The following is a 22,539-nucleotide window of genomic DNA, read 5'->3' as shown; positions in this document are numbered from 1 at the left end:
CCAAGGTGCGTTCAGATAGATACGAAAAGGGCGTGGATAAACCACGCCCTTTCCTCAGAAGTTTTAGCGGAAGGGAGGCGAATAGATAAGGCCGCCATCTTTCCACTGTGCGTTCAGGCCGCGGGCCAGAGCGATCGGTGTGCTTTCGCCAATGTTCTTGGCGAACACTTCACCGTAGTTACCGCCCGCCATGATGGCGCGCTTCGCCCAGTCAGCGTCGAGGCCGAGCATTTCGCCCAAATTGCCTTCGGTACCAAGGATCCGGTTGATTTCCGGGTTATCACCAGCAGCTGCCGACAGTTCGCCGATATTTGCAGAAGTGATGCCCATCTCTTCAGCAGAGATCAGAGCGTTCAGCGTCCAACGAACGATGTCACCCCACTCGTTGTCGCCGTGACGGACCAACGGGCCCAGCGGCTCTTTCGAGATGATTTCTGGCAGAACAACGTGCGCCGACGGATCTTCGAACGTGGCGCGTGTTGCAGCCAGACCAGAAGCGTCCGTGGTGTAGGTGTCGCAAGCACCAGCAAGGTACTGTTGCTGACCCTCAGCGTTGGTTTCGATCGGCACAGGCTCGTAGCTGATGTTGTTTGCGCGGAAGAAATCCGCCAGGTTCAGCTCGGTTGTGGTGCCGGTCTGGATACAAACGGTTGCGCCGTCCAGATCCTTGGCTGAGCTTACACCCATCTCTTTCGAGACAAGGAAACCCTGGCCGTCATAATAGTTGACGCCAATGAAATCGAACTTCAGATCGACATCGCGCGACAACGTCCATGTGGTGTTGCGGGCCAGCATATCAACTTCGCCCGAAGCAAGGGCGGTGAAGCGTGTTTTGCCGGTGGTCGGAACAAACTCGACCGCATTTGCGTCATTAAGCACCGCAGCTGCTACAGCGCGGCAGAAATCGACGTCGAAACCTTCCCACTTGCCGTTTGCATCCGGTGCGGCAAAGCCGACAAGACCGGTGGTCACACCGCAGTTCAGCTTGCCGCGCGCCTTGACGTCATCAAGGGTCGCAGCTGCCGAAGCGCCAGCAGCAATGCTGGCGATAGTCAGTGCGCCAAGAAAAACGGATTTTTTCATGTTTACCTCTTCCTGATAGTTACCCGTAGTTTCGGGCTAAATTCGCAGCCATTGTGGCCACAAGATGTTAGCGAAAGGATTGAACCCTTTCGGCATGGGGTGGAGTTTGAAAGAATTGATCAGTTATCGTCAAGGGTTACATCGCCAAATGCGATGCTTAACCTAGGGGAAAGCAAGAATATTATCGAAGCTAACACATTGGTTGCATTATGTTTCACGACCACTTGCGTGGAAGAACCAAGCGGCGTTCACAAATTCGATACGTTTTTTCTCTGCAAGTTCTGAGGCTTCTTCATCGACTCCCCATTGTTCGGCCTGCCAGGTCTCATCCAGACGGGAAAATTGCCACGCCTCGTCCGCAGATAACCTTTCGGACGTAACAGCCAGCGCCAACACAAGCGATCCACTGATTGCAACAAGATCGTGGAAGCCCGCAAGTTCGAAATCGGACAACGCATGCACCCGTTCGGAGAGCCGGGCGAGCGCGTCACTATCCTGCGGTTGATGAATGATTCCCGCGACGGGCCGCAAGCGCGCGTCTAAAGAATCGGACGCCCAATCCAATATTGGATCCCACTGCTCGGATTGGCGCGCGACAAGGCTTTCCGGGTCTATGGCGCGATAACATAAAAGATCACTGTCGCCATAGGCGGCCAACATATTGGCGACCTCCGAAAACTGATGCGCGACCTTATCCAATGCCGAATTTGCCATGCGGGTCACAGGCATGGTTGCAGGGTCAATTTTTTTCTCCTGCGCGTCCCATTCCTGCGCGATCGCCTCTGCCAGCGCCAAGGTTGGAACCAAAAGCAATGTCTTTGCTGGTGTCCGGATCGAGCGTCCGTCAAGTTCAACAGTGTAACCATCGTCGGCCTTGACCGCTTTCGCCTCTTTCCAGAAGCGTTTTGCCGCCCAGTCGCTCATGCTTTCCCCCAAAGTTCGTCCAGTGCCGCAGTCAATTCGGCATATGTGTCGATCAGCAGGTCCGCGCCAGCTGCCAGCAGGCCCTCACGGGGGTGATAGCCCCACGTCACACCGATGGTGCGATAGCCTGCTGCCCGGCCCATTTCGATATCAAAACTGGTGTCACCGATCATCACCGCCTGCGCGGCCTCTGCCCCGGTTTCGGACAAAGCGGCGCGCAACATGGACGGGTGTGGTTTTGACGGATGGTTGTCGGCGGTCTGACTGGTAACAAAGTAATGACGCAGGTCATGCGCGTCGTAGGCGTGGTCCAGTCCGCGCCGCGCTTTGCCGGTTGCGACACCCAGCAACACTTCGTCCTTTTGGTGCAGCGCGTCCAAAGCCTGTCGCGCGCCGGGATAAAGCGGGGCCGCAGCCTCGCCCCCTTTTTCGGCGCGCAGTTTGATGAACATGTCTTTATATTTCCGGGTCGCCTCGGCAACTTCGGTCTGCGACATACTGGGCACGAGGCGCTCAATTGCGTCGTGCAGTGACAGGCCAACGATCGAAAGAACTTCGGCACGTGTGGGACAGGCGACGCCCATCTCGCCAAAGGCGCGATTCATCGCCTCGACAATGAAATCCTGACTGTCGATCAGCGTGCCGTCGACGTCAAAAACCACCAGACGCAAAGGCGTGTCGGTCATTCCAGATCCTCGAACGGGTCGGCGGGCACGTCTCCGTCCTGCCACCCCATATAGTCCCACGTCCGCTGCATATGTTCAGGCAGCGGCGCAGTGATGGTCATAGATTTCTTAGTGACAGGATGCGTGAACGTGATCGAGCGGGCATGAAGGTGCAACTTCTTAGATATCTCACCGCCAAGCTGCGCGCCCCACCCGTCGCCAAGGTTTTCCTGACTTGATCCGCCATATTTTCCGTCACCTGCTATGGGGTGGCCAAGCTCGGCCATATGGGCACGAAGCTGGTGGGTGCGGCCTGTGACAGGCACAAGTGCGACCCATGCCGCACGACTGGCCAGCGTGGTCAGCACCGCATAATCCGTGGTCGCGCGCTTGGCACCGGGCGTTTCATCGACATGACGGGGGTGGACGCAAACCATCTTTTCACCCTCGCCCTTGCCTCCGTGACCGGGTGCCTTCACCAAGCCCCAGCGCAGGGTGCCCCAGCGGGGTTGCGGCACACCCGCGACGACGGCCCAATAGATCTTGCGGGTATCACGTGCGCGGAAGGCTTGTGTCAGTTCGCCCGCCATCTTTTGGCTGCGCGCCAATAACAGAACGCCGGATGTATCCTTGTCCAACCGATGAACAAGCCGCGGTTTGTCGTCGCGACCAAATTTCAGCGCTTCCGCCAGCCCGTCAACATGGCGGGTCTGTTTGCTGCCACCTTGGCTTGGCAAACCTGGCGGTTTGTTCAGCGCAATGATGTGATCATCACGGTAAAGCACACAGGACTGAATCAGCTTGGCATCGGCATCTGACACACGCGGCTGAGGTTGCGGTCGTTCCGGTCCATTTTCCGGTACTGGCAACGGAGGCACCCGTACCTCGTCACCGGGCGCGATCCGGGTCGACGTTTTAACCTTGGTGCCGTTCACACGGAATTCGCCTTTTCGGCATCCCTTTTCGATCCGACCTTGCCCGACATGCGGGAACATTCGTTTGACCCATCGATCCAGCCGCTGTTCAGCCTCATCCGGACCGACGGTGATAACCTGCACCCCACTCATGCCAGCACCATTCGAGCTACGAGGAGCCCCGCAAAAAGCCCCGCGAGCGACAGCACGACCGACCCGGCAATATAGGAACCGGCTGCCGCAATCTGGCCGCGCTCGTACAATGTGATGGCATCCAGCGAAAAGGCCGAGAAGGTCGTAAAGCCGCCCAACAGCCCCGTCATCAAAAACGGTGCCGCGGCATTGCCGCCCTTGCGGGCCAAGGCCACCACCAGAATGCCCATCAGAAACGACCCGAGCACATTCACAACCATCGTGCCCGCCGGGAAGCCATGCCCCAGCATCCGCGTCACCGCGTTGCCAGTCAGATACCGAGCCGAAGCGCCGATTGCGCCACCAAGAGCGACTTGAAGAAGGGGTGTCATCATGGGGTCTAACTCGGATGCACAGGGGCAGTTGTCAAGCATTGCATCTGTTTTACGCCTTGTATTGGGGTGGTGACCGGCGCACCTCTTTGCGGCCTGCAAAGCCTGAACGATCAGCATTGTAAAGACCAACGGTGCAGCCACCAAGTCGCGCGGATAAGAAGGTGCCGTCAGGATCGCCTGATCAAACCGCCCAGCGACCACCCCAACCAGTGAAAAAGTTGGGGGCACGGGTCTCAAATCCGTCGTTTCTGCGGCTTGCTTGTCATCGCTATTACATCTCAACCAATGCAATCAGTGTCGGAAAACGCGACTAGTCAGATCGTTTGGACCGTAGGCGCGCGAAATAGTCGGTGCGCTTCTTCAATTCGCGCTCGAATCCTCGTTCAACGGGGACATAATAGACACCGCGTTTGACGCTGTCCGGGAAGTAGTTTTGGCCAGAAAACCCATCCGGCGCATCATGGTCATAGGCATATCCGGCACCGTATCCCTGATCTTCCATCAATCGGGTCGGCGCATTCAGGATGTGCTTGGGTGGAGGTTCCGAACCGGTTTTTTTCGCTGCAGCCATGGCGGCCTTATAAGCCACATAGACCGCGTTGGATTTCGGCGCGAGCGCCAGATAGGTGATCGCCTGTGCCAATGCCAGCTCCCCTTCGGGGCTGCCTAGCCGCTCATATGTCTCCCATGCATCCAGACAAACACGATGCGCTTGCGGGTCTGCCAAACCGATATCTTCGACTGCCATTCGGGTAATGCGGCGCGCCAGAAAGCGGGGGTCTTCGCCACCCGTCAGCATCCGCGCCAGCCAGTACAGCGCGGCATCGGGGTCTGACCCGCGCACAGATTTGTGCAGGGCAGAGATTAGGTTGTAGTGCTCATCACCCGACTTGTCGTAAACAGCGGCCCTCTTCATCAAACGCGATGACAGCCCTTCGACATCAAGCTTCTTGTCGGCCTTCCATGCGAACACCTGTTCGGCGAGATTAAGAAGTGCGCGCCCATCGCCGTCTGCCATTTCCAGCAACGCGGCGCGTGCCTCAGCGGTCAGCGGCAGGGGGCGGTTCATTTCCTTTTCAGCCCTTTGGGCCAAGCGTTCAAGATCCGCGAGCGTCAAACGGGTCAGCACAAGAACCTGCGCGCGCGAAAGCACAGCAGCATTCAGCTCGAACGACGGGTTTTCGGTTGTGGCCCCGACCAGAAGGATGGTCCCGTCCTCCATATGAGGTAAGAAGCCATCCTGTTGCGCTTTGTTAAAGCGGTGGATTTCGTCGACGAACAGCAAGGTGCCCTGCCCGTTTGATCGCCTGTGGCGCGCGGCTTCGAACACTTTTCGAAGTTCAGGAACACCAGTGAAAATCGCGCTGATCTGTACGAAATGCAGGTCGGTTTCCTGCGCCAGAAGCCGCGCAATGGTCGTTTTGCCAACGCCCGGTGGACCCCAGAAAATCAGCGACCCAAGACTGCCTGCGGCAAGCATGGTACCCAAGGGGGCGTCCGGACCCAGAACCTGCTCCTGCCCGATCACCTCAGACAAGGTGCGGGGCCTGAGCCGGTCAGCCAATGGGCGTGGCGCGTCTTTGCCTATGCCAGCGGCTGGGGGATTGCTGTCAAACAGATCTGCCATAAGACAAATCTAAGGGGGGTGCGCGGTCGTTAAAAGGCGAAAAGACCAAAGACACCGGTTCAAAGCAGATTGTATTCTTGCGCGCGCTGGATTGCTTCGGCGGTTGTGCGCACAAACAAACGTTCACGGGCACTTCGCAATCTGGCTTTCAGCGCGCTTTCCGAGATACCCAGAAGCGAGGCCGCTTCGGCATGTCGGCTGCCCTTGGCAATCAGGCGCAACGCCATACGCTGCGCCGAGGTAAGCTGCTCGGGCGGCGTGGACTTGTCGTGCAACTCGATAACCAATTGGTGGATTTTGTCGATCTCGTCATCGGTGAACTCTCGATCCTCTCGGGCGAACCCACCGATTGTGCGCGACGCGGTGGAACCATGCGAAACCGCCACCCCATACTTCAATCCAAAACCCGCTGCCTGCGACAAGATCCCATGCGGGTCTGGCAGATCAAGTGCGCTCCACCTTATCGTGCCTTCGTGGCCAAACCCCCAAAACACCATCGGGTCCGCCAACATGTAACCCTTTTCAGTGTAAATCTGACTCCACCGCGGGTCATAGGTTTGAATCATGATGTGGGCAGATGCGTAACGAATGTGCAAACCCAGCGCATAGCCTTTCGGCGCCAAGTCAGACAACTTGGCCAACCCTTGATCCAGGCCAAAATCTTCGACCATATTTCTAACCCCATTCCCCGCACCTATCCTTTTAGACAGTAGAGCCGAAGTCAAACAACCTTAAATTGATCGCCTGCGTTTTATAGGTGGATTTTCTCAATCGTCGAATAATTCGGGCTCCGCCGACAAAAAAACCCCGCGCAAATCGCGCGGGGTCAATTCTGACCGAATGTCGGTCAATTTTTATTCGACGGCAGCGTCGGCAGCTTCTTCAGCTTCCAGACGGGCACGGTCAGCAGCGCCTTTGGCGTCTGCGTCGCGGTCGACGAATTCGATGATTGCCATCGGTGCCATGTCACCATAGCGGAAGCCGGCTTTCAGAACGCGGACGTATCCACCCTGACGTTCAGCAAAGCGCGGGCCAAGCACGTCAAAAAGTTTGGCAACATGCTGGTCTTGCTTCAGACGCGACGCAGCTTGGCGACGGGCGTGAATATCACCACGTTTGGCCAGCGTGATCATCTTTTCGATGATCGGGCGCAGTTCTTTGGCTTTCGGCAGGGTCGTTTTGATCTGTTCATGTTCGATCAGCGAACCCGCCATGTTGGCGAACATCGCTTTGCGGTGTTCATGGGTGCGATTCAGGCGGCGGTAACCACGAGCGTGACGCATTTTCTTAATCCTTCTTTGGTGCTCTTGAACGAGCGGTGCTTTGTCCGAGAACCGATGCGTGTCGGTCCCTCTCCTTGGGGCAGGATTGCCCAGATGTTCCCCGCATCAGGCGGGCATTGAGGGGGCCAGAAATCCGGCCCCCGCCGATGATCAGAATTGATCTTCGAATTTCTTAGCGAGCTCTTCGATGTTCTCAGGCGGCCACTCTTCGACATCCATGCCTAGGTGCAGACCCATGCCCGAAAGCACTTCTTTGATCTCGTTCAGCGACTTGCGGCCGAAGTTCGGGGTGCGCAGCATCTCGGCTTCGGTTTTCTGGATCAGATCGCCAATGTAAACGATGTTGTCGTTCTTCAGGCAGTTTGCCGAACGCACAGACAGTTCCAGCTCGTCCACTTTCTTCAAGAGAAGCGGGTTGAACTCAAGACCATCATCTTCGTCCTGACGCCCAGCGGCTTCCGGCTCGTCGAAGTTCACGAAGATCGACAGCTGGTCCTGAACGATGCGCGCGGCAAAAGCCACGGCGTCTTCCGGGGTGACCGAACCGTCGGTTTCCAACTTCAGTGTCAGCTTGTCATAGTCCAGAACCTGACCTTCACGGGTTGGTTGAACGTCGTAGCTAACTTTCTTGACCGGCGAATAGATCGCATCAACCGGGATCAGGCCAATTGGCGCATCTTCCGGCTTGTTCTTGTCAGACGCGACATAGCCTTTTCCGGTGTTAACAGTCAGCTCCATGAACAGGTCCGCGCCGTCATCCAGGTGACAGATCACGTGATCCTTGTTCAGGATCTCGATGCCTGCGGTTTCCGAGATGTCGCCAGCTGTCACAACCATGGGGCCTTTGGCCGAAATCGACAGGCGCTTGGGGCCTTCGACTTCCATGTTGATTGCAACACCTTTGAGGTTCAGAACGATGTCGGTGACGTCTTCACGCACACCTGCCACGCTGCTGAATTCATGCAGAACGTTGTCAATCTGAACCGACGTGATAGCGGCACCTTGCAGCGAGCTCATCAGCACGCGGCGCAGGGCGTTGCCCAAAGTCAGACCAAAGCCGCGTTCCAGCGGTTCGGCGATCACGGTCGCTTGACGCGCTGGGTCATTGCCCGGCTTTACGTCCAGCTGAGTCGGCTTGATCAGTTCTGCCCAATTTTTATGGATCATGCGTCCCTCCATACTTGTCCTGTCCCCATGTCCAAAGGGCAGGACGCCCGAGGTTAAAATGACGGAAACCGGGCTGCGACAACCGCAGCCCGGCGAAAAATCTAATTAAACGCGGCGGCGCTTCGGGGGGCGGCAGCCGTTATGTGCAATCGGAGTCACGTCACGGATCGAGGTGATGTTGAAACCGACAGCAGCCAGCGCGCGCAGAGCCGATTCACGACCCGAACCGGGGCCTTGAACTTCGACTTCCAGCGTCTTGACGCCGTGTTCCTGAGCTTTCTTGCCTGCGTCCTCTGCGGCCATCTGGGCAGCATAAGGCGTCGACTTGCGCGAACCTTTGAAGCCCATGGTGCCAGCCGACGACCAGGCAATTGCGTTGCCTTGAACGTCAGAAATCAGGATTTTTGTATTGTTGAAAGAAGAGTTCACGTGAGCAACGCCGGAGGCGATGTTCTTGCGCTCTTTTTTCTTCGTACGAGTCTTATCGCGAGCCATTGGTCAAACCCTCCCTTATTTCTTCTTACCAGCAATGGCCTTTGCAGGGCCTTTGCGAGTACGAGCGTTGGTGTGAGTACGCTGACCGCGTACGGGAAGGTTGCGGCGATGACGCAGACCACGATAGGCCCCCAGATCCATCAGGCGCTTGATGTTCATCTGCACTTCGCGACGCAGGTCACCTTCTACGGTGAACGTCGCGTCGATGTGCTCGCGGATCGCAAGAACTTCGGCGTCCGACAGTTCGTTTACACGACGGGACGGGTCGATTTTCACAGCTTCGCAGATGGCTTTGGCCGAAGTATGACCAATTCCGGTGATATATGTCAGGGCGATCGGGACCCGTTTATGGGTCGGGATGTTTACGCCGGCAATACGTGCCACGTGTCACTTTCCTTTTCGTTGCGGTTCCGTAACGCCGGAACCTTTTTTCACAACGGAAGCCCGCCGGATTATTCCTGCGGGCCGCGCTGAATTTCTGGTCTGGCGGTGTTAGGGAGCGACCCCGGACAAACCGCCGATTCCCGTTAGGGATGGGGTGACTTAGAAGGGAATGCCGCGGGCGTCAACCCATCTTGGCGACTAGGTCAGGATATCCGGCACGCAATCCCGAAAAGAACAAGCGTCGGAACGGATGAACGGCGCTTGAAGTTTATCGATCAGGCCGGATCAGGTATCCAAGACGCCAGCAATCTCGGCCTTGACCTCGTCGATCTCTCCCAGCCCGTTCACAGACTGAAGATCGCCCTTGGCATAATAGTAACCAATCAGGGGCGAGGTCTTCTTATAGTACTCCATAAGACGGGTCCGAAGGCTTTCTTCGTTGTCATCTGCGCGGCGCTTGAATTCGGTGCCGCCACAGTTCGAGCATTTCCCGTCTGCGGGAATCGGCTTCGAAATGTCGTTGTAACCTTCACCACAGTTGCCGCAGGTCGAACGTGCAGTGATCCGAGACACCAAAGCTTCGTCATCCACACGCATTTCAACAACAGCGTCCAGCTTGGCACTGTGCTTGTCCAGAAGATTACCTAGTGCATCTGCTTGGGCCAAAGTTCGGGGGAAGCCGTCAAAGATAAACCCACCACCGTTATCGCCTTCCAGCTTTTCTTCGATCAGGCCAATAACGATCTCGTCCGTGACAAGCTCGCCCGCATCCATGATCGCTGCAACCTTGTTGCCCATCTCGGTGCCGGATGATCGCGCATCGCGCAGCATGTCACCTGTCGAAAGTTGGATCATGCCACGCTCTTCAACGAGCAAACGGGCTTGCGTTCCTTTGCCGGCTCCCGGCGGTCCAAGCAGAATAATATTCATCTACGCGCGGGTCCTTTCTTGGCACGTTTCTTGCCGCGAAGCTGCGACTTCTCAATCAGACCCTCATATTGGTGGGCCAGAAGGTGAGATTGCACCTGCTGGATCGTATCCATCGTCACAGAAACGACGATCAATACCGATGTGCCGCCAAAATAGAACGGAATAGCCAGCTGACTGCGCAGGATTTCTGGCAACAGACACACAGCGGCCAAATAACCCGAACCAAGAACCAGAAGGCGTGTCACCACGTAATCCAGATATTCAGCGGTTTTCTTTCCGGGGCGAATGCCGGGCACAAACCCGTTTTGGTTCTTCAGGTTGTCGGCAACCTCGTCCGTCTTAAACGCAACTTCTTTGGTGTAGAAGAAGGTGAAGAACACGATCATCGCCGTAAAGAACAACAGATAAAGCGGTTGGCCGGGTCCGAAATAGGCAAGGATGGTCGACATGACCGGTCCAGCCTGACCAGAAGAGAAGGTTGAGATCGTCGTCGGCAGCAGCAGAAGCGCAGACGCGAAGATCGCAGGAATAACCCCGGCAGGGTTCACTTTGATCGGCAGGTGGCTGGAGCCACCGTCATAGACCTTCATGCCCACTTGGCGACGCGGATACTGAATGTGGATCTTGCGCAATGCGCGTTCCATGAACACAACGAAGGCGATGACAGCAACGATCATCACCAGAACACCGATGATGACGGCAGGGCTGATTGCGCCAGAACGGCCCGAAGCCAAGAACTGTGCCATAGCAGCGGGGATCTCGGCGACAATACCAACGAAGATGATCAGTGAGATACCGTTGCCGATGCCACGTGCAGTGATCTGCTCACCCAGCCACATCAGGAACATAGTGCCGCCGACGAGAGTGATCACACAGGCGGCGATGAAAAAGCTACCGGGGTTTGTGACCAAATCACCAGCTTGCAGGCTGTTTGCCAGCGCGAAAGCCTGCCCCGTGGCAAGCAGAACCGTGCCATAACGGGTATATTGGTTGATCTTTTTGCGGCCTTGCTCGCCTTCTTTCTTCAGCTGCTTCAAGGGCTCCCACATGGAGCTTAGAAGCTGCACAATGATCGAGGCCGAGATGTACGGCATGATCCCAAGCGCGAAAACACCCATCCGGCTCAGCGCGCCGCCGGTGAACATGCCAAGCACACCCGCGATGCCGGACTGGGCTTGCTCCATAAACTCGCGGAGCGCGGCACCGTCGATCCCCGGAATGGGAATATACGTGCCAAGGCGATAAATGATCAGAAGCCCGATCGTGAAGAAGATCCGCTGACGCAGCTCGGTCGCCTTACCGAAGGCGCCCCAGCTCATGTTTGCGGCCATTTGTTCTGCTGCAGATGCCATAAGGCCCCCTATTCAAGTAAAACACCGCCGGACCGTTCCCGGCTCCGGCGGCGCTTGAAAACATAGCAAGATATGTAAGGGGCAGCGACGCCCCTCACAAGGTCTTATTCAGCTGCAGCCGGAGCAGCGACGGTCAATTTACCGCCAGCTTTTTCGACAGCTTCAACAGCCGATTTCGACGCGCCGGTTACGGTGATCGTGGCTTTGGCGGACAATTCGCCCTTTGCCAGCACCCGAATACCGTCCAGCTTGCGACGAACAAGACCCGAAGCAACCAATGTGTCTTCGGTGATGTCTTTTGCGTCGAGCTTTTTCTCGTCGATGAATTTCTGGATCAGGCCCAGATTGATAACAGCGAATTTTTTACGGTTCGGCTTGCTAAATCCGCGCTTGGGCAGACGTTGGTACAAAGGCATTTGGCCGCCTTCGTAACCTTTGATCGCCACACCTGAACGGGATTTCTGACCTTTGATACCACGGCCACCCATTTTACCGGTGCCGGAACCCGGACCACGACCAATGCGTTTGCGGGGTTTTGTTGCGCCAGGATTGTCGCGCAGTTCATTCAGTTTCATTTCGCTTCTCCTTGCCGGAACTGACCCATGAAGCGGAAGGGGCCAAACACGGCTTTTCTTGGTTTTGATTCTGTGACGCGAGACGCCACCGGGGGCGTATAGACCCAAGCCGCCTGTCGTGCAAGCCTGTCCTTGCTATCTGCGGGGCAGAAGACCGATGGCAATCCCGCCCAGAACCAGTGCTGAGGCAAGAAGCGCGCGGAGGCTCAGGACCTCTCCTAGCAGCAGCACCCCTGCCAGCATGGCAATCACAGGAACCGAAAGCTGCACAAGCGCGCCGGTGCTAGCCCCGAGCTGTGGCAACACGCGATACCAGAGCGCATACCCCAATCCCGACGTCAGCGCGCCAGAGGTTACGGCCAGCACGACCCCGATGGCTGACGCGTTTTCAGCGGCCACAAAGGGCAGGCTTGCCACCAACACGAAAGGCGCAGCATAGACAAAATTCCAGGCGGTGGCCGTCAGCGGAGCAGCAGCGCGCCGACCAACCAGTGAATAGACGCCCCACCCCACTGCGGCCAGAACCATCAGAACGATTGCAGTTGGATCCATACGCGTGCCACCGGACGGCCACACCAGAATGGTCAAACCCACCAGAGACACCGCCATCCCGGTCCAGCGTCTGGTCGGCAACACTTCCTGCGCCAGAACAGCGCCGGCGAACATGGTGACCTGCACCACGGCGAATAGGATCAGCGCACCAAGCCCGGCATCCAAGGCCAGATAGGCAAAGGAAAACCCGACCAGATAGACAACAAGGGACAGGACGGCAGTCCAATCAACCTTGCGCCGCTGCGGAAGCCCTTTCGCGTTCACCGCGATCAGCACCCAAAGCACCAACGCGCCAGCGATCACCCGCACAAGCGCGAAACTGGCGGGGCCGATATGTTCACCCGCAAGCCCCGCCCGGTTCAGAAGCGAGTTGGCGGCAAAAGCCACCATGGTCAGAGTGGTCAGGGCAAGAAGTCTCAAGTCATCGGCCTTTTCGAGGTGTCCCAGCCATACCGCCGCGGGTACCACCCTGCCAATCACCTTCGCGCCATCCCGAAACGAAAAACCCCAGCGTTGCAGCCGGGGTTCGTCATGCGATGTGGGGCTGGCTTACTTGTTGCGGCCGCGCAAATACTCGGTCCGGGTCGGTATGGGATCCGACGACAGGAAGCGACGGGTCGCGGATAGAGCAGCAATGATCACCTCGGCGATGGCGTTTGCCAAAGGGGTGACGGGGCTTACGATGGCGTTCATGTCAGTGGTCCTAAAAAGGGAATATGGTGTTTGCGCCCTCATATGAGGGGTTTGCGTTGGCGACCATAGCTGATTGAGAAAGGCTGGGTTGCGGGGAGTGCATGGGTTGGGGTTGTCACGTGCCCTCTACAAAGAGCGGCGCTCGATCCTGGGTGGGCGTGAAGCGAACAACGTGCATAGGCACCGAAAAACAGCGCATCTAAGTTACTTCTACTGCTTCCAATCGGAGAAACGAGATGAACACAACCACCTACAATTTCGTAAAGAAACGGGACGACCTGTACAGACTGTTCGACGGAAATCGGACAGTAGTCGCAGAACACCGAAACATGGGGTTTGATAGCGACGACAGCTATTCTGCTTACTGTATAGCAATGAGCCTTCTTCAAGACAGCGGGGAGGCGTTGTTAGTGCACCGAAAACGCGGTTTTTCTCGCTCGACAAATCTCGCCTATCTTGAGCTTATTGGCATTCTTCAAACTCTCCTAATTGATCAAGACGCATTGAGAGAGCTAAACTTCTCACTCTTCAACAATCGCGAACCGTGTCAGAGGAAAGCAGATTACCCTGCATGGTACAGGTTAAGAGAAACTAGACATCTCGTTGCTGGCCACCCCAATCACATGCAAGGAGCTAAAAGCTGCTATGTTGTTAGAGGTGAAATCAGCTATTCGAAGATAGTACTTTGCCAATCGAAAAGAGAACCAAACAAACTGCAATCACTGTCTCGGTTTCAGAATCTGGAACTCGGGAAAGAGTTGGAAAGTTACGACACCGAAGCCGGACGCATACTTGATAAATGCACATCAAAGCTTCGATCAAGGTTCCAAAAACAAAACACCCCAGCCATTTCCGACCGGGGTGCTTCAAATCTTCAAGAAGGTGGCTGACTTCAGCCCTTCTCTTCGATGATCTCTACCATATGCGAGATCGACGAGACCATGCCACGGACGGCGGGGGTGTCTTCGAGTTCGCGGGTTTTGTGCATCTTGTTCAGGCCCAGGCCGATCAGCGTTTGACGCTGTTTGGCGGGGCGGCGGATCGGCGAACCGACCTGCTTGACGACGATGGTTTTAGCCATGGATCAGTCTCCTTACGCGTCTGCAGCTTCGGCATCTGCCGGAGCTTCAGATTTTGCACCCAGGATGTCGGCGACTTTCTTGCCGCGACGTTGGGCGATCATGCGGGGGCTGGCTTCTTTTTGCAGCCCGTCGATGGTGGCGCGGATCATGTTGTATGGGTTTGCGGAACCCAAGGACTTGGACACCACGTCTTTGACGCCCAGCATTTCGAACACGGCACGCATCGGACCACCGGCAATAATACCAGTACCTTCTGGTGCTGTGCGCATGACCACTTTACCAGCGCCATGACGACCTTCGATGTCGTGGTGCAGGGTGCGGCCTTCGCGCAGCGGCACGCGGATCATTTGGCGCTTGGCTTGCTCGGTGGCTTTGCGGATGGCCTCGGGGACCTCTTTCGCTTTACCTTTACCGAAGCCAACACGGCCTTTTTGGTCACCAACAACGACAAGTGCGGCGAAGCCAAAGCGCTTACCACCTTTTACGGTTTTGGAAACGCGGTTGATCGCGACCAGGCGATCTGCAAATTCGGGTGTCTCGTCGCGGTCACGACGGTTTCCCCGGCGGTTGTCACGTTCTGCCATCAGGCAATCCTTTCATGGTGGCGCTGCTTGGCGCCGTAAAACTTCAATCCAGGTGGGCCACATGACGTGGCACATGGCCCCCGGATCATCGGGAGGGCGCAACCGCCCTCCGCAGGGTTCTTAGAACTTCAGGCCGCCTTCACGCGCAGCTTCGGCCAGAGCCTTCACTTTGCCGTGGAACAGGAAGCCGCCGCGGTCGAAATAGCATACTTCGACACCGGCTTTCTTGGCACGTTCTGCGATCGCTGCACCCACTTTGGTGGCTGCGTCGATGTTGTTTTTGCCAACCACGCCCAGATCCTTCTCGAGGGAAGAAGCCGAAGCTAGGGTGACGCCATTCACATCGTCGATCAGCTGAGCGCTGATGTTCTTGTTTGAGCGATGCACCGACAGGCGCATCTTGCCTACGTTGTGCTTGCGCAGGCTGTTCCGGACGCGCAGGCGGCGCTTGAGGAACAGGGTCCGTTTGCTGTTTGCCATCTGTCTGGTCCTTACTTCTTCTTACCTTCCTTGCGGAAGATATACTCGTCTTTGTATTTGATGCCTTTGCCTTTATAGGGCTCGGGCTTGCGCCAAGCGCGGATGTTGGCCGCGACTTGACCGACGAGTTGTGGATCGATGCCTTCAACGACGATTTCAGTTTGCTTCGGAGCGGTCACAGTGACGCCCTCCGGAGCAACATAGTCGACGTCATGCGACAGGCCGAGGTTCAGTTTCAGAACATTGCCCTGCATTTGGGCCCGGTAACCAACACCGTTGATTTCCAGCTCTTTCTTGAAACCGTCAGAAACACCGGTGACCATGTTGGCAACCATCGTGCGGCTCATGCCCCACTGCTGACGGGCGCGCTTGGACTTGCCACGCGGCGCAACGTTAACCTGATTGTCCTCAACGGTGATGGTGACATCATCGGTTGCGGTGAAGTTCAGGACACCTTTCGGCCCCTTAACTTCGACGGACTGACCCGATTGCGTAACAGTTACGCCAGCGGGCAGCTCGACCGGTTTTTTACCAATACGAGACATTCAAGAGCCTCCTTAGAATACGGTGCAAAGCACTTCGCCACCAACATTCTGGTTGCGAGCGTTTGCATCGGACATGACGCCTTTGGGGGTCGAGACAATAGAAACGCCAAGGCCCTGACGGACCTGTGCAATGTCTTTCACGCCCATATAGACGCGACGGCCAGGGGTCGAAACCCGCTTCAGTTCGCGGATAACCGGAACACCGTCGTAGTATTTGAGGCTGATTTCGAGTGTGGGATGCCCACGCTCGTCAGTGCCATTTTCGTAGCCGCGGATGTAACCTTCATCAAGAAGGACATCCAAAACCCAAGCGCGCAGTTTGGAGGCCGGTGTCGAAACAACCGACTTGCCGCGCATTTGCGAGTTGCGGATACGGGTGAGCATATCGCCGATAGGATCGTTCATATCTATCTCTCCCTTACCAGCTTGATTTCACCAGGCCGGGGATTTGGCCATTCGAGCCAAGTTCCCGCAGCGCGATCCGCGACACTTTGAGCTTACGATAGTAAGCATGCGGACGACCGGTCAGCTGGCAACGGTTGTGCAGCCGGGTCGCCGAGCTGTTGCGCGGCAGTTTTGCAAGCTTCAGGCGGGCGGTGAAACGCTCTTCCATCGTCTTACTCTCGTCGTTTGCGATCTCTTTCAGCGCAGCACGCTTGGCGGCGTATTTTTCCACCAGCTTCTGACGCTTCTTCTCGCGTTCGATCATTGCTTTTTTAGCCATGTCTATTCCTTCCCGCGGATCAGCTGTTAAAGGGCATGTTGAAATGCTTCAGCATGCTCTTTGCTTCCGCGTCGGTTTTCGCGGTGGTGGCAATCACGATGTCCATGCCCCAGTTTTCATCAACTTTATCAAAGTCGATTTCCGGGAACACGATGTGCTCTTTCAGACCCATGGCATAGTTGCCACGGCCGTCAAAAGACGTGCCCGGAACGCCGCGGAAGTCGCGGATACGGGGCATCGCAATGGTGATCAGACGGTCCAGAAATTCATACATCCTGTCACCGCGCAGGGTCACTTTCGCACCCAGCGGCATGTCCTCGCGAACACGGAAACCAGCGATGGATTTCTTGGCTTTGGTCGTCAGAGCCTGTTGGCCAGCGATCACAGACAGGTCAGCAACAGCCGACTTGGCTTTCTTCGAGTCACGAACGGCTTCAGCACCACAACCGATGTTCAGAACGATTTTATCCAGACGCGGGATCTGCATGTCGTTCTTGTAACCGAATTCCTCTTTCATGGAGGCACGAATGCTGTCCTTGTAAAGAGCTTTCAGGCGGGGGGTGTAGTTTGCAGTATCAAGCATCAGACAGTCTCCCCTGTGGTTTTGGCGAAACGCACTTTTTTGCCGTCTTCCTCGCGGAAGCCAACGCGCGTTGCTTTGCCGTTCTTATCCAGCAGAGCCAGGTTCGACAGTTGGATCGGCATCGCTTTCGGGATGCGGCCACCTTGGCTGGTCTGGCTTTGACGGGTGTGGCGGATCGAAACGTTCACGCCGTCAACAACGGCTTTGCCAGCTTTCGGGTCAACCGACGAGATCTCGCCCTGCTTACCCTTGTCTTTGCCGGCCAGAACGACAACCTTGTCGCCTTTTTTCAACTTAGCAGCCATCTTACAGCACCTCCGGAGCCAGCGAGATGATCTTCATGAAGTTCTTCGCGCGAAGTTCGCGAACAACCGGGCCGAAGATACGGGTCCCAACAGGCTCGTTGTTGTTGTTCAGAATAACCGCTGCGTTGCGGTCAAACCGGATGGCAGTGCCGTCATCACGACGGACTTCTTTGGCGGTGCGAACGACGACGGCCTTACGGACATCACCTTTCTTAACGCGACCGCGCGGAATGGCTTCCTTAACCGAGACGACAATGATGTCGCCGACGGATGCGTACTTACGCTTGGAACCACCCAGAACCTTGATGCACTGAACACGGCGCGCGCCGCTGTTGTCAGCTACATCCAGATTTGTTTGCATCTGGATCATGTGGTTTCTCCCGACCTTTGGGGCGCCGATGCTTGGCGGAACCCCCAGGGTTTCGACTTGTTAAGTCGTCCGGGAAGGCAAAACTTAGCCTTCCAGAACTTCCCAACGCTTGGTTTTCGACTTCGGCGCGCATTCGATGATGCGGACGGTGTCGCCTGCCTTATAGGCATTCTTTTCATCGTGAGCCCGGTACTTCTTGGACTTACGGATGGTTTTCTTCAGAACCGGGTGCGTAAAGCGACGCTCTACGGATACGGTGACTGTTTGTTCGTTGGCGGCGCTGGTTACAGTGCCTGACAGGATACGTTTGGGCATTCTACTGGCTCCTCTTACTCAGCTGCAGCGCGGGCTTGTTCGTTCAATACGGTTTTAACGCGCGCGGCGTCGCGACGTACTGTACGCATACGGGCTGTGTTTTCGATGGCACCAGTGGCCTGCTGGAAACGCAGGTTGAAAGCCTCTTTTTTCAGCTCTGCCAGCTTTTCGCGCAGCTGGTCAGGAGACTGATCACGCAGTTCCTTGGCGTTCATTCGCCTATTCCTTTCCTTGCACCAGAGAGCTCTACCCGTCGTTGCTGGCAGGTCACCCTAAATCTGGTGGGTTATATGCAATACACACGAATCCCGTTGCCGGGAATCCGCGAGATGTGCGTCTATAGGTGACCCCAGACCGCATGGCAACAGGAAAGCAACTGTTTTCTTTAGATGCTCCTATGCTTCGTCTTGGGTGATGTCGCCAACAAATTTGGAAGCATACCGCTGTTCACCGATCCGCTCGATCAAGCTGAGTTGAAGTTCAAGCCAGCCGCGGTGGCCAACCTCATCAATTGCAATCTCTTCAAACAAGGCTTTCGACGCAAGATCGTCTGCCTTATAGGCCGCCTTGGAGGCTTGCGTATAGAAAACGATGGCCTCTTTTTCGTCTTTCAGATCTGACTCAAACATCTCTTTGAGCGTCTTGGACACTTTGGGCGTGGCCGCAAAGGCAACTTCGGGCTCTCCCCCCAACTCCAGAATTCGCGCCATGAATCGACCGGAGTGGACCAGCTCTTCTTCAAATTCGCCGCGCATGGTTTGTGCCAGTTTGTCCAGCCCCCAATCTTCAAGCACATGTGCGTGTAGTTGATACTGGTGCGCTGCCGTCATTTCCATTTGGAGCGCGGTATTCAGGTGCTTACAAATCGCGGCATTGGTCATGTCGAATTCCTTTTTTTCTGTGTTCCTAAATTACATAAGTGTCCGCGATGTGCCTTCAACTAGAGTGCAAATTTGTCGCATTAAGGCTCGCCCCTTTTTTACAAGTGCGCTATCCCTGCCCCATGCCCAATATATCTTCCCTCTTCGTGACCCGCCTTTACCACGCTCAACTGTCCGAGTTTGACCCCAAGGTCAGCCAGGATGAGCTTTATGACAGCTGCTATTCCATCGCCGAGGATGACGAGGCGGGGCAGGAATGGTGCGAGGCCGAGGGCTATCCCGGCTATACCTCTTACGCGTCCCTGACCGACCTGCCGTGGCGCTTTCCGATCTTCAAGGATGTGGTGGACGCGCTGGACAAGCATGTTGCCGCCTTTGCCGAAGATCTGGAGTTCAATCTGGATGATCGCAAGCTGGAGCTTGAGGATATTTGGATCAACATCCTACCGCCCGGAGGATACCACTCGGCCCATATCCATCCGCATTCGGTGATCTCTGGCACCACATATCTGGCCCTGCCCGAAGGCGCGGGGGCGCTGCGCTATGAAGACCCGCGCCACGCCATGATGATGGCTGCGCCCCCGCGTCGCAAAAACGCGCGTGAGGAGCTGAAAAGCTTCATCACCAAACGCCCCGCCGAGGGCGACGTTCTGTTGTGGGAAAGTTGGTTGCGCCACGAGGTGATGCAAAACACCGGCGACGAAGAACGCCTGTCGGTGAGCTTTAACTATAAGTGGGGCGATTAGGCGCGTTCATCGGAGCCTTCTACGGCGGAAAACCGCAACCCGTGTTAGCGGGCTGGCGCGTGATATTGTATATCAATCCAGTCCCGCGCAATTTCACTCCGATTGTAAGCTGAAAGATGGCGGACCGTTTTTAAGGACCGCCTCACCGAACGCATGGAGAGAATGATGAAAACCATCACGAAGGTCGCTCTGGTCCTTGTTATGGTCCCATTGATGGCGACGGCAAGTCTTGCCGGAAACGGCAAGGGCCATGGTAAGGTAAAAGGCAACGCGAACCACAAGGGCGTAGCCACAAAGTGGTGCCCGCCCGGACTGGCCAAAAAGAACCCGCCCTGCATTCCACCGGGACACGCGAAACCGCGGATTGGCGATGATCTGGACGATTATGAGCATTATCACTTCACTGATTATGACCGTTATCGGCTCGACCCGAACTATCGCTATTATCGTGTGGGCGAAATGATTTATCGCGCCGATCCCACCACGTTCAAAGTGCTAGAGGTGATCGGGTTGATGGATGAGTTGCTGCGCTAAGGGTCCCCGGGCATTGTTGTCCGCGGCACGAATGAGGACACAATGAACCCACTTAGCGACACACCCCTTGCCGACCTGACGGTCGAGTTTGGCACGCGCCCGGAAATGCCCGCAATGCCCAAGGCAACCGATGCGGATCGGCGTATGGGACGACGGCTGGCGGCGATCCATAGGATGCACCTGAACGATGTGGGCCGGATCGGCATCGTGTTGGATCAGATCGAGGCGGGCGAGGCATCAGGCAGTGATCTGACAGACGCTCTGTCCTCGGCTGAGTTCGCGCAGAATGTCCGGCAATTCGGGTCGCTCTGCGGACGGGAATGTAAAGTGCTGACCTACCACCACGACGCCGAGGAATTCAGCCTGTTCCCCCAACTGGCCCAGAACGGCAACGACGCCCTGCGTGCGGTCGTTGCGCGGCTGATGGAGGAACATAAAGTCGTGCACGAACTGCTGGTCCGTCTGGAACGTGCCGCAATGGCGCTGATGTTCGAAGTGGACCAAGAGAAATTCAACGAGGCCCGCGCGGTGTTCCGGCAGTTGGAAACCGTGGTGCGCTCGCATTTCGGGTATGAAGAAACGCAGTTGGAAGAGGCGATTGGGGTTTTGGGGGTTGGGTTGTAACGAACCTTCAACCACTAAAAATCTAAACAATACCAGGCTGAGACTTCACAGCATTTTCTATCTTTGGTAGATAATGGAGCAAACAAGTCCCTTAGATTTCACAGTAGAGAATTTCATGGAAAAGCTTAGCCCGATCATTCCTATCTATCTTAATCAGAACTACGTCTTTGACCTTTTGGCCATGCTCAAGGATGGATTATCGACCGTCACCTCTGTCACCGAAACAAGTAGTTCAAAAGCGAGTTCATCAGGTGAGGCACAAGGGAACATAGGTTTGGGCAGCATGCTTACGCCCCTGCTGAAGATCGACCTTTCCGCGCGAAGGGGGAACTCCAAAAGCACCGGGAACGAACAGACATCAACGCAAGAACGTGTTCATACACCCGCTTCTATGCTGCAATCGCTGCGGCAGGAGTTACGCGAAGCGGACCTTCTTTCCGCATATGAACGCGACCAAACACACCTGCCAAAAGCTGGCGAGTTAATCGAAATCACCGTGATCTTGAAGCGCAATCCTTTCATTGAATTAATGGATACGATGCTAGGGATTCTGCCGCTTGCTATGCAATTTGCGAGCCAAGAAGTCGGGAACAAAAAAATAGCCACGTCGAAACAAAAGGAAGTCAAAGAACTGCTTAATCAGATGAACGCAGTCCGGGAAAGTCTAACACAGGGTAATACCATTGATCTATTTTCAGAGCTTGGCGATGGGACCAAAACGATTATCACCGTTGATCAAAGATATCTAGATGACGCCCAGATGGCCAACTTGATCGACGGCGAATACAAAATACTCGGCAAGGTAAGCCGAGCGATCACATCTAACGACGCGCCACTTAGCTTACTTCGCAAAACTCCAGTTTCGAAGCTCCCAGTTTTTATAGATGCCATGAAGGAAATGAGTGATAGCCTACTGCAATCGGGCGATTTCACGGTACCAGAAGGTGATCACGAACTGGAAGGGCCAGCTATCCACATCCTGCCCATCGCCATATTCGTTTGAGCTTCATCTTAGTTCTTCGGCAAGGCGATGCCTGCTGCAAGCAAGACACAAAACCCCCGCCGATTTCTCGACGGGGGCTTCTTTTTCTCTACCAGGGTGCGGCCCGCGAGTTTCCTTCGGAAATTCGCTACACCGCGTTGCTTCAGTTTGCCAACGGCAAATTGAAGCTTACCAGTCCTCGCGAAGGACGACGCGTGATTTGATCGGCAGTTTCATCGCAGCAAGGCGCAGGGCCTCGCGTGCGACGTCGTCATTGACGCCGTCGATCTCGAACATCACGCGGCCCGGCTTCACTTTGCAGGTCCAACGGTCCACGGAACCTTTACCTTTACCCATACGAACTTCGATGGGTTTGGCAGTTACCGGGGTGTCAGGGAAGATGCGAATCCAAACACGACCCTGACGTTTCATATGACGCGTCATGGCACGACGTGCAGCTTCGATCTGGCGTGCTGTCACACGCTCAGGCTCGAGAGCTTTAAGACCGTAAGAACCGAAGTTCAGGTCAGAGCCGCCTTTGGCCTCACCCTTGATCCGGCCTTTGTGCATCTTGCGGAATTTTGTACGCTTTGGTTGAAGCATGTCTCAGCCC

The 22,539-nt window shown here is 55.9% G+C and carries 34 protein-coding genes; 5 read left to right on the top strand and 29 right to left on the bottom strand.

The window, feature by feature from the left end; all coding sequences use genetic code 11:
- Positions 1-63: 63 nt before the first annotated feature.
- The 16 genes from K3556_RS02445 to K3556_RS02370 form a co-directional block, all read right to left on the bottom strand.
- Positions 64-1,083: an amino acid ABC transporter substrate-binding protein gene (locus K3556_RS02445; protein ID WP_260518144.1), complete on the bottom strand. Its 1,020-nt coding sequence runs from the start codon at positions 1,081-1,083 to the stop codon at positions 64-66.
- A 207-nt stretch (positions 1,084-1,290) separates the two neighbouring features.
- A complete protein-coding gene (locus K3556_RS02440) occupies positions 1,291-2,007 on the bottom strand; it encodes an ATP12 family chaperone protein (protein ID WP_260518143.1) in 717 nt (238 codons plus the stop codon).
- Positions 2,004-2,693, bottom strand: a complete 690-nt coding sequence (locus tag K3556_RS02435) for an HAD-IA family hydrolase (protein ID WP_260518142.1) — start codon at positions 2,691-2,693, stop codon at positions 2,004-2,006. The genes K3556_RS02440 and K3556_RS02435 overlap by 4 nt, the downstream gene beginning before the upstream one ends.
- Positions 2,690-3,739, bottom strand: a complete 1,050-nt coding sequence (locus K3556_RS02430; RefSeq protein ID WP_260518141.1) for an RluA family pseudouridine synthase — start codon at positions 3,737-3,739, stop codon at positions 2,690-2,692. Before K3556_RS02430 ends, K3556_RS02435 begins: the two co-directional genes overlap by 4 nt.
- Entirely contained in the window at positions 3,736-4,113 is a 378-nt protein-coding gene (crcB, locus tag K3556_RS02425) for a fluoride efflux transporter CrcB (RefSeq protein ID WP_260518140.1), read from the bottom strand. The genes K3556_RS02430 and crcB overlap by 4 nt, the downstream gene beginning before the upstream one ends.
- Positions 4,114-4,423: 310 nt before the next feature.
- Positions 4,424-5,740, bottom strand: coding sequence for a replication-associated recombination protein A (locus tag K3556_RS02420; RefSeq protein ID WP_260518139.1), 1,317 nt, complete (start codon positions 5,738-5,740; stop codon positions 4,424-4,426).
- Between the two features lie 59 nt (positions 5,741-5,799).
- On the bottom strand, positions 5,800-6,411 hold the full coding sequence (locus K3556_RS02415; RefSeq protein WP_260518138.1) for a helix-turn-helix transcriptional regulator: 612 nt from the start codon (positions 6,409-6,411) through the stop codon (positions 5,800-5,802).
- A 183-nt stretch (positions 6,412-6,594) separates the two neighbouring features.
- Entirely contained in the window at positions 6,595-7,023 is a 429-nt protein-coding gene (gene rplQ / locus K3556_RS02410; RefSeq protein ID WP_260518137.1) for a 50S ribosomal protein L17, read from the bottom strand.
- A gap of 150 nt (positions 7,024-7,173) precedes the next feature.
- Positions 7,174-8,190, bottom strand: coding sequence for a DNA-directed RNA polymerase subunit alpha (locus K3556_RS02405; RefSeq protein WP_260518136.1), 1,017 nt, complete (start codon positions 8,188-8,190; stop codon positions 7,174-7,176).
- Between the two features lie 105 nt (positions 8,191-8,295).
- Positions 8,296-8,685 carry a 30S ribosomal protein S11 gene (gene rpsK / locus K3556_RS02400; RefSeq protein ID WP_260518135.1) on the bottom strand — a complete coding sequence of 130 codons (390 nt, stop codon included), beginning with the start codon at positions 8,683-8,685 and terminating at the stop codon, positions 8,296-8,298.
- Between the two features lie 15 nt (positions 8,686-8,700).
- On the bottom strand, positions 8,701-9,069 hold the full coding sequence (rpsM, locus tag K3556_RS02395) for a 30S ribosomal protein S13 (protein WP_260518134.1): 369 nt from the start codon (positions 9,067-9,069) through the stop codon (positions 8,701-8,703).
- A 285-nt stretch (positions 9,070-9,354) separates the two neighbouring features.
- Entirely contained in the window at positions 9,355-9,999 is a 645-nt protein-coding gene (locus K3556_RS02390; RefSeq protein WP_260518133.1) for an adenylate kinase, read from the bottom strand.
- Positions 9,996-11,351, bottom strand: coding sequence for a preprotein translocase subunit SecY (gene secY, locus K3556_RS02385; RefSeq protein WP_260518132.1), 1,356 nt, complete (start codon positions 11,349-11,351; stop codon positions 9,996-9,998). The genes K3556_RS02390 and secY overlap by 4 nt, the downstream gene beginning before the upstream one ends.
- Before the next feature lie 104 nt (positions 11,352-11,455).
- The gene (gene rplO / locus K3556_RS02380; RefSeq protein WP_260518131.1) at positions 11,456-11,926 is read right to left on the bottom strand and encodes a 50S ribosomal protein L15; all 471 of its coding nucleotides are present in this window, start codon (positions 11,924-11,926) and stop codon (positions 11,456-11,458) included.
- Positions 11,927-12,061: 135 nt separating this feature from the next.
- Positions 12,062-12,898, bottom strand: coding sequence for a DMT family transporter (locus tag K3556_RS02375; protein ID WP_260518130.1), 837 nt, complete (start codon positions 12,896-12,898; stop codon positions 12,062-12,064).
- Positions 12,899-13,027: 129 nt separating this feature from the next.
- Entirely contained in the window at positions 13,028-13,171 is a 144-nt protein-coding gene (locus K3556_RS02370) for a hypothetical protein (protein ID WP_260518129.1), read from the bottom strand.
- Positions 13,172-13,407: 236 nt separating this feature from the next.
- Here K3556_RS02370 and K3556_RS02365 point away from each other — a divergent pair, with 236 nt between their 5' ends.
- The gene (locus K3556_RS02365; RefSeq protein ID WP_260518128.1) at positions 13,408-14,061 is read left to right on the top strand and encodes a hypothetical protein; all 654 of its coding nucleotides are present in this window, start codon (positions 13,408-13,410) and stop codon (positions 14,059-14,061) included.
- 2 nt (positions 14,062-14,063) lie between these two features.
- Here the strand turns inward: K3556_RS02365 and rpmD are convergent, their stop codons facing one another.
- The 12 genes from rpmD to K3556_RS02305 form a co-directional block, all read right to left on the bottom strand.
- Positions 14,064-14,252, bottom strand: coding sequence for a 50S ribosomal protein L30 (gene rpmD / locus K3556_RS02360; RefSeq protein WP_248368089.1), 189 nt, complete (start codon positions 14,250-14,252; stop codon positions 14,064-14,066).
- Positions 14,253-14,264: 12 nt separating this feature from the next.
- Positions 14,265-14,837, bottom strand: coding sequence for a 30S ribosomal protein S5 (rpsE, locus tag K3556_RS02355; protein WP_260518127.1), 573 nt, complete (start codon positions 14,835-14,837; stop codon positions 14,265-14,267).
- A gap of 120 nt (positions 14,838-14,957) precedes the next feature.
- Positions 14,958-15,317: a 50S ribosomal protein L18 gene (rplR, locus tag K3556_RS02350; protein ID WP_260518126.1), complete on the bottom strand. Its 360-nt coding sequence runs from the start codon at positions 15,315-15,317 to the stop codon at positions 14,958-14,960.
- 11 nt (positions 15,318-15,328) lie between these two features.
- Positions 15,329-15,862: a 50S ribosomal protein L6 gene (gene rplF, locus K3556_RS02345; protein WP_260518125.1), complete on the bottom strand. Its 534-nt coding sequence runs from the start codon at positions 15,860-15,862 to the stop codon at positions 15,329-15,331.
- A 12-nt stretch (positions 15,863-15,874) separates the two neighbouring features.
- Complete coding sequence (gene rpsH, locus K3556_RS02340; protein ID WP_260518124.1) at positions 15,875-16,267, bottom strand: 30S ribosomal protein S8; 393 nt, start codon at positions 16,265-16,267, stop codon at positions 15,875-15,877.
- Positions 16,268-16,280: 13 nt separating this feature from the next.
- A complete protein-coding gene (gene rpsN / locus K3556_RS02335) occupies positions 16,281-16,586 on the bottom strand; it encodes a 30S ribosomal protein S14 (protein ID WP_260518123.1) in 306 nt (101 codons plus the stop codon).
- A 19-nt stretch (positions 16,587-16,605) separates the two neighbouring features.
- On the bottom strand, positions 16,606-17,169 hold the full coding sequence (rplE, locus tag K3556_RS02330; protein WP_260518122.1) for a 50S ribosomal protein L5: 564 nt from the start codon (positions 17,167-17,169) through the stop codon (positions 16,606-16,608).
- The gene (gene rplX / locus K3556_RS02325) at positions 17,169-17,474 is read right to left on the bottom strand and encodes a 50S ribosomal protein L24 (RefSeq protein ID WP_260518121.1); all 306 of its coding nucleotides are present in this window, start codon (positions 17,472-17,474) and stop codon (positions 17,169-17,171) included. The genes rplE and rplX overlap by 1 nt, the downstream gene beginning before the upstream one ends.
- A 1-nt stretch (position 17,475) precedes the next feature.
- Positions 17,476-17,844 (bottom strand): 50S ribosomal protein L14, encoded by a 369-nt coding sequence (gene rplN, locus K3556_RS02320; RefSeq protein WP_007118848.1) that lies wholly within the window; start codon positions 17,842-17,844, stop codon positions 17,476-17,478.
- A gap of 84 nt (positions 17,845-17,928) precedes the next feature.
- Positions 17,929-18,159: a 30S ribosomal protein S17 gene (rpsQ, locus tag K3556_RS02315; protein ID WP_260518120.1), complete on the bottom strand. Its 231-nt coding sequence runs from the start codon at positions 18,157-18,159 to the stop codon at positions 17,929-17,931.
- Positions 18,160-18,173: 14 nt separating this feature from the next.
- A complete protein-coding gene (rpmC, locus tag K3556_RS02310) occupies positions 18,174-18,374 on the bottom strand; it encodes a 50S ribosomal protein L29 (protein ID WP_247032914.1) in 201 nt (66 codons plus the stop codon).
- Positions 18,375-18,554: 180 nt separating this feature from the next.
- Positions 18,555-19,040, bottom strand: a complete 486-nt coding sequence (locus K3556_RS02305; protein WP_260518119.1) for a bacterioferritin — start codon at positions 19,038-19,040, stop codon at positions 18,555-18,557.
- Between the two features lie 122 nt (positions 19,041-19,162).
- On the opposite strand from K3556_RS02305, the gene K3556_RS02300 reads away from it, so the two are divergent.
- The 4 genes from K3556_RS02300 to K3556_RS02285 all read left to right on the top strand — a co-directional run bounded on the left by K3556_RS02300 (position 19,163) and on the right by K3556_RS02285 (position 21,947).
- On the top strand, positions 19,163-19,786 hold the full coding sequence (locus K3556_RS02300; RefSeq protein ID WP_260518118.1) for a TIGR02466 family protein: 624 nt from the start codon (positions 19,163-19,165) through the stop codon (positions 19,784-19,786).
- A 165-nt stretch (positions 19,787-19,951) separates the two neighbouring features.
- Positions 19,952-20,320, top strand: a complete 369-nt coding sequence (locus tag K3556_RS02295) for a hypothetical protein (RefSeq protein ID WP_260518117.1) — start codon at positions 19,952-19,954, stop codon at positions 20,318-20,320.
- A gap of 42 nt (positions 20,321-20,362) precedes the next feature.
- The gene (locus tag K3556_RS02290; RefSeq protein WP_260518116.1) at positions 20,363-20,944 is read left to right on the top strand and encodes a hemerythrin domain-containing protein; all 582 of its coding nucleotides are present in this window, start codon (positions 20,363-20,365) and stop codon (positions 20,942-20,944) included.
- A gap of 115 nt (positions 20,945-21,059) precedes the next feature.
- Positions 21,060-21,947, top strand: a complete 888-nt coding sequence (locus K3556_RS02285; RefSeq protein WP_260518115.1) for a hypothetical protein — start codon at positions 21,060-21,062, stop codon at positions 21,945-21,947.
- Positions 21,948-22,115: 168 nt separating this feature from the next.
- On the opposite strand, the gene rplP is transcribed toward K3556_RS02285, so the two are convergent.
- Entirely contained in the window at positions 22,116-22,529 is a 414-nt protein-coding gene (gene rplP / locus K3556_RS02280) for a 50S ribosomal protein L16 (protein WP_260518114.1), read from the bottom strand.
- Between the last annotated feature and the right edge of the window lie 10 nt (positions 22,530-22,539).

Origin of the sequence: Aliiroseovarius sp. M344, from assembly GCF_025140835.1 — a bacterium.
GTDB lineage: Bacteria > Pseudomonadota > Alphaproteobacteria > Rhodobacterales > Rhodobacteraceae > Aliiroseovarius.
The sequence above is the reverse complement of the archived record's forward strand: the minus strand, read 5'-3'. Positions and strand labels throughout refer to the sequence as shown.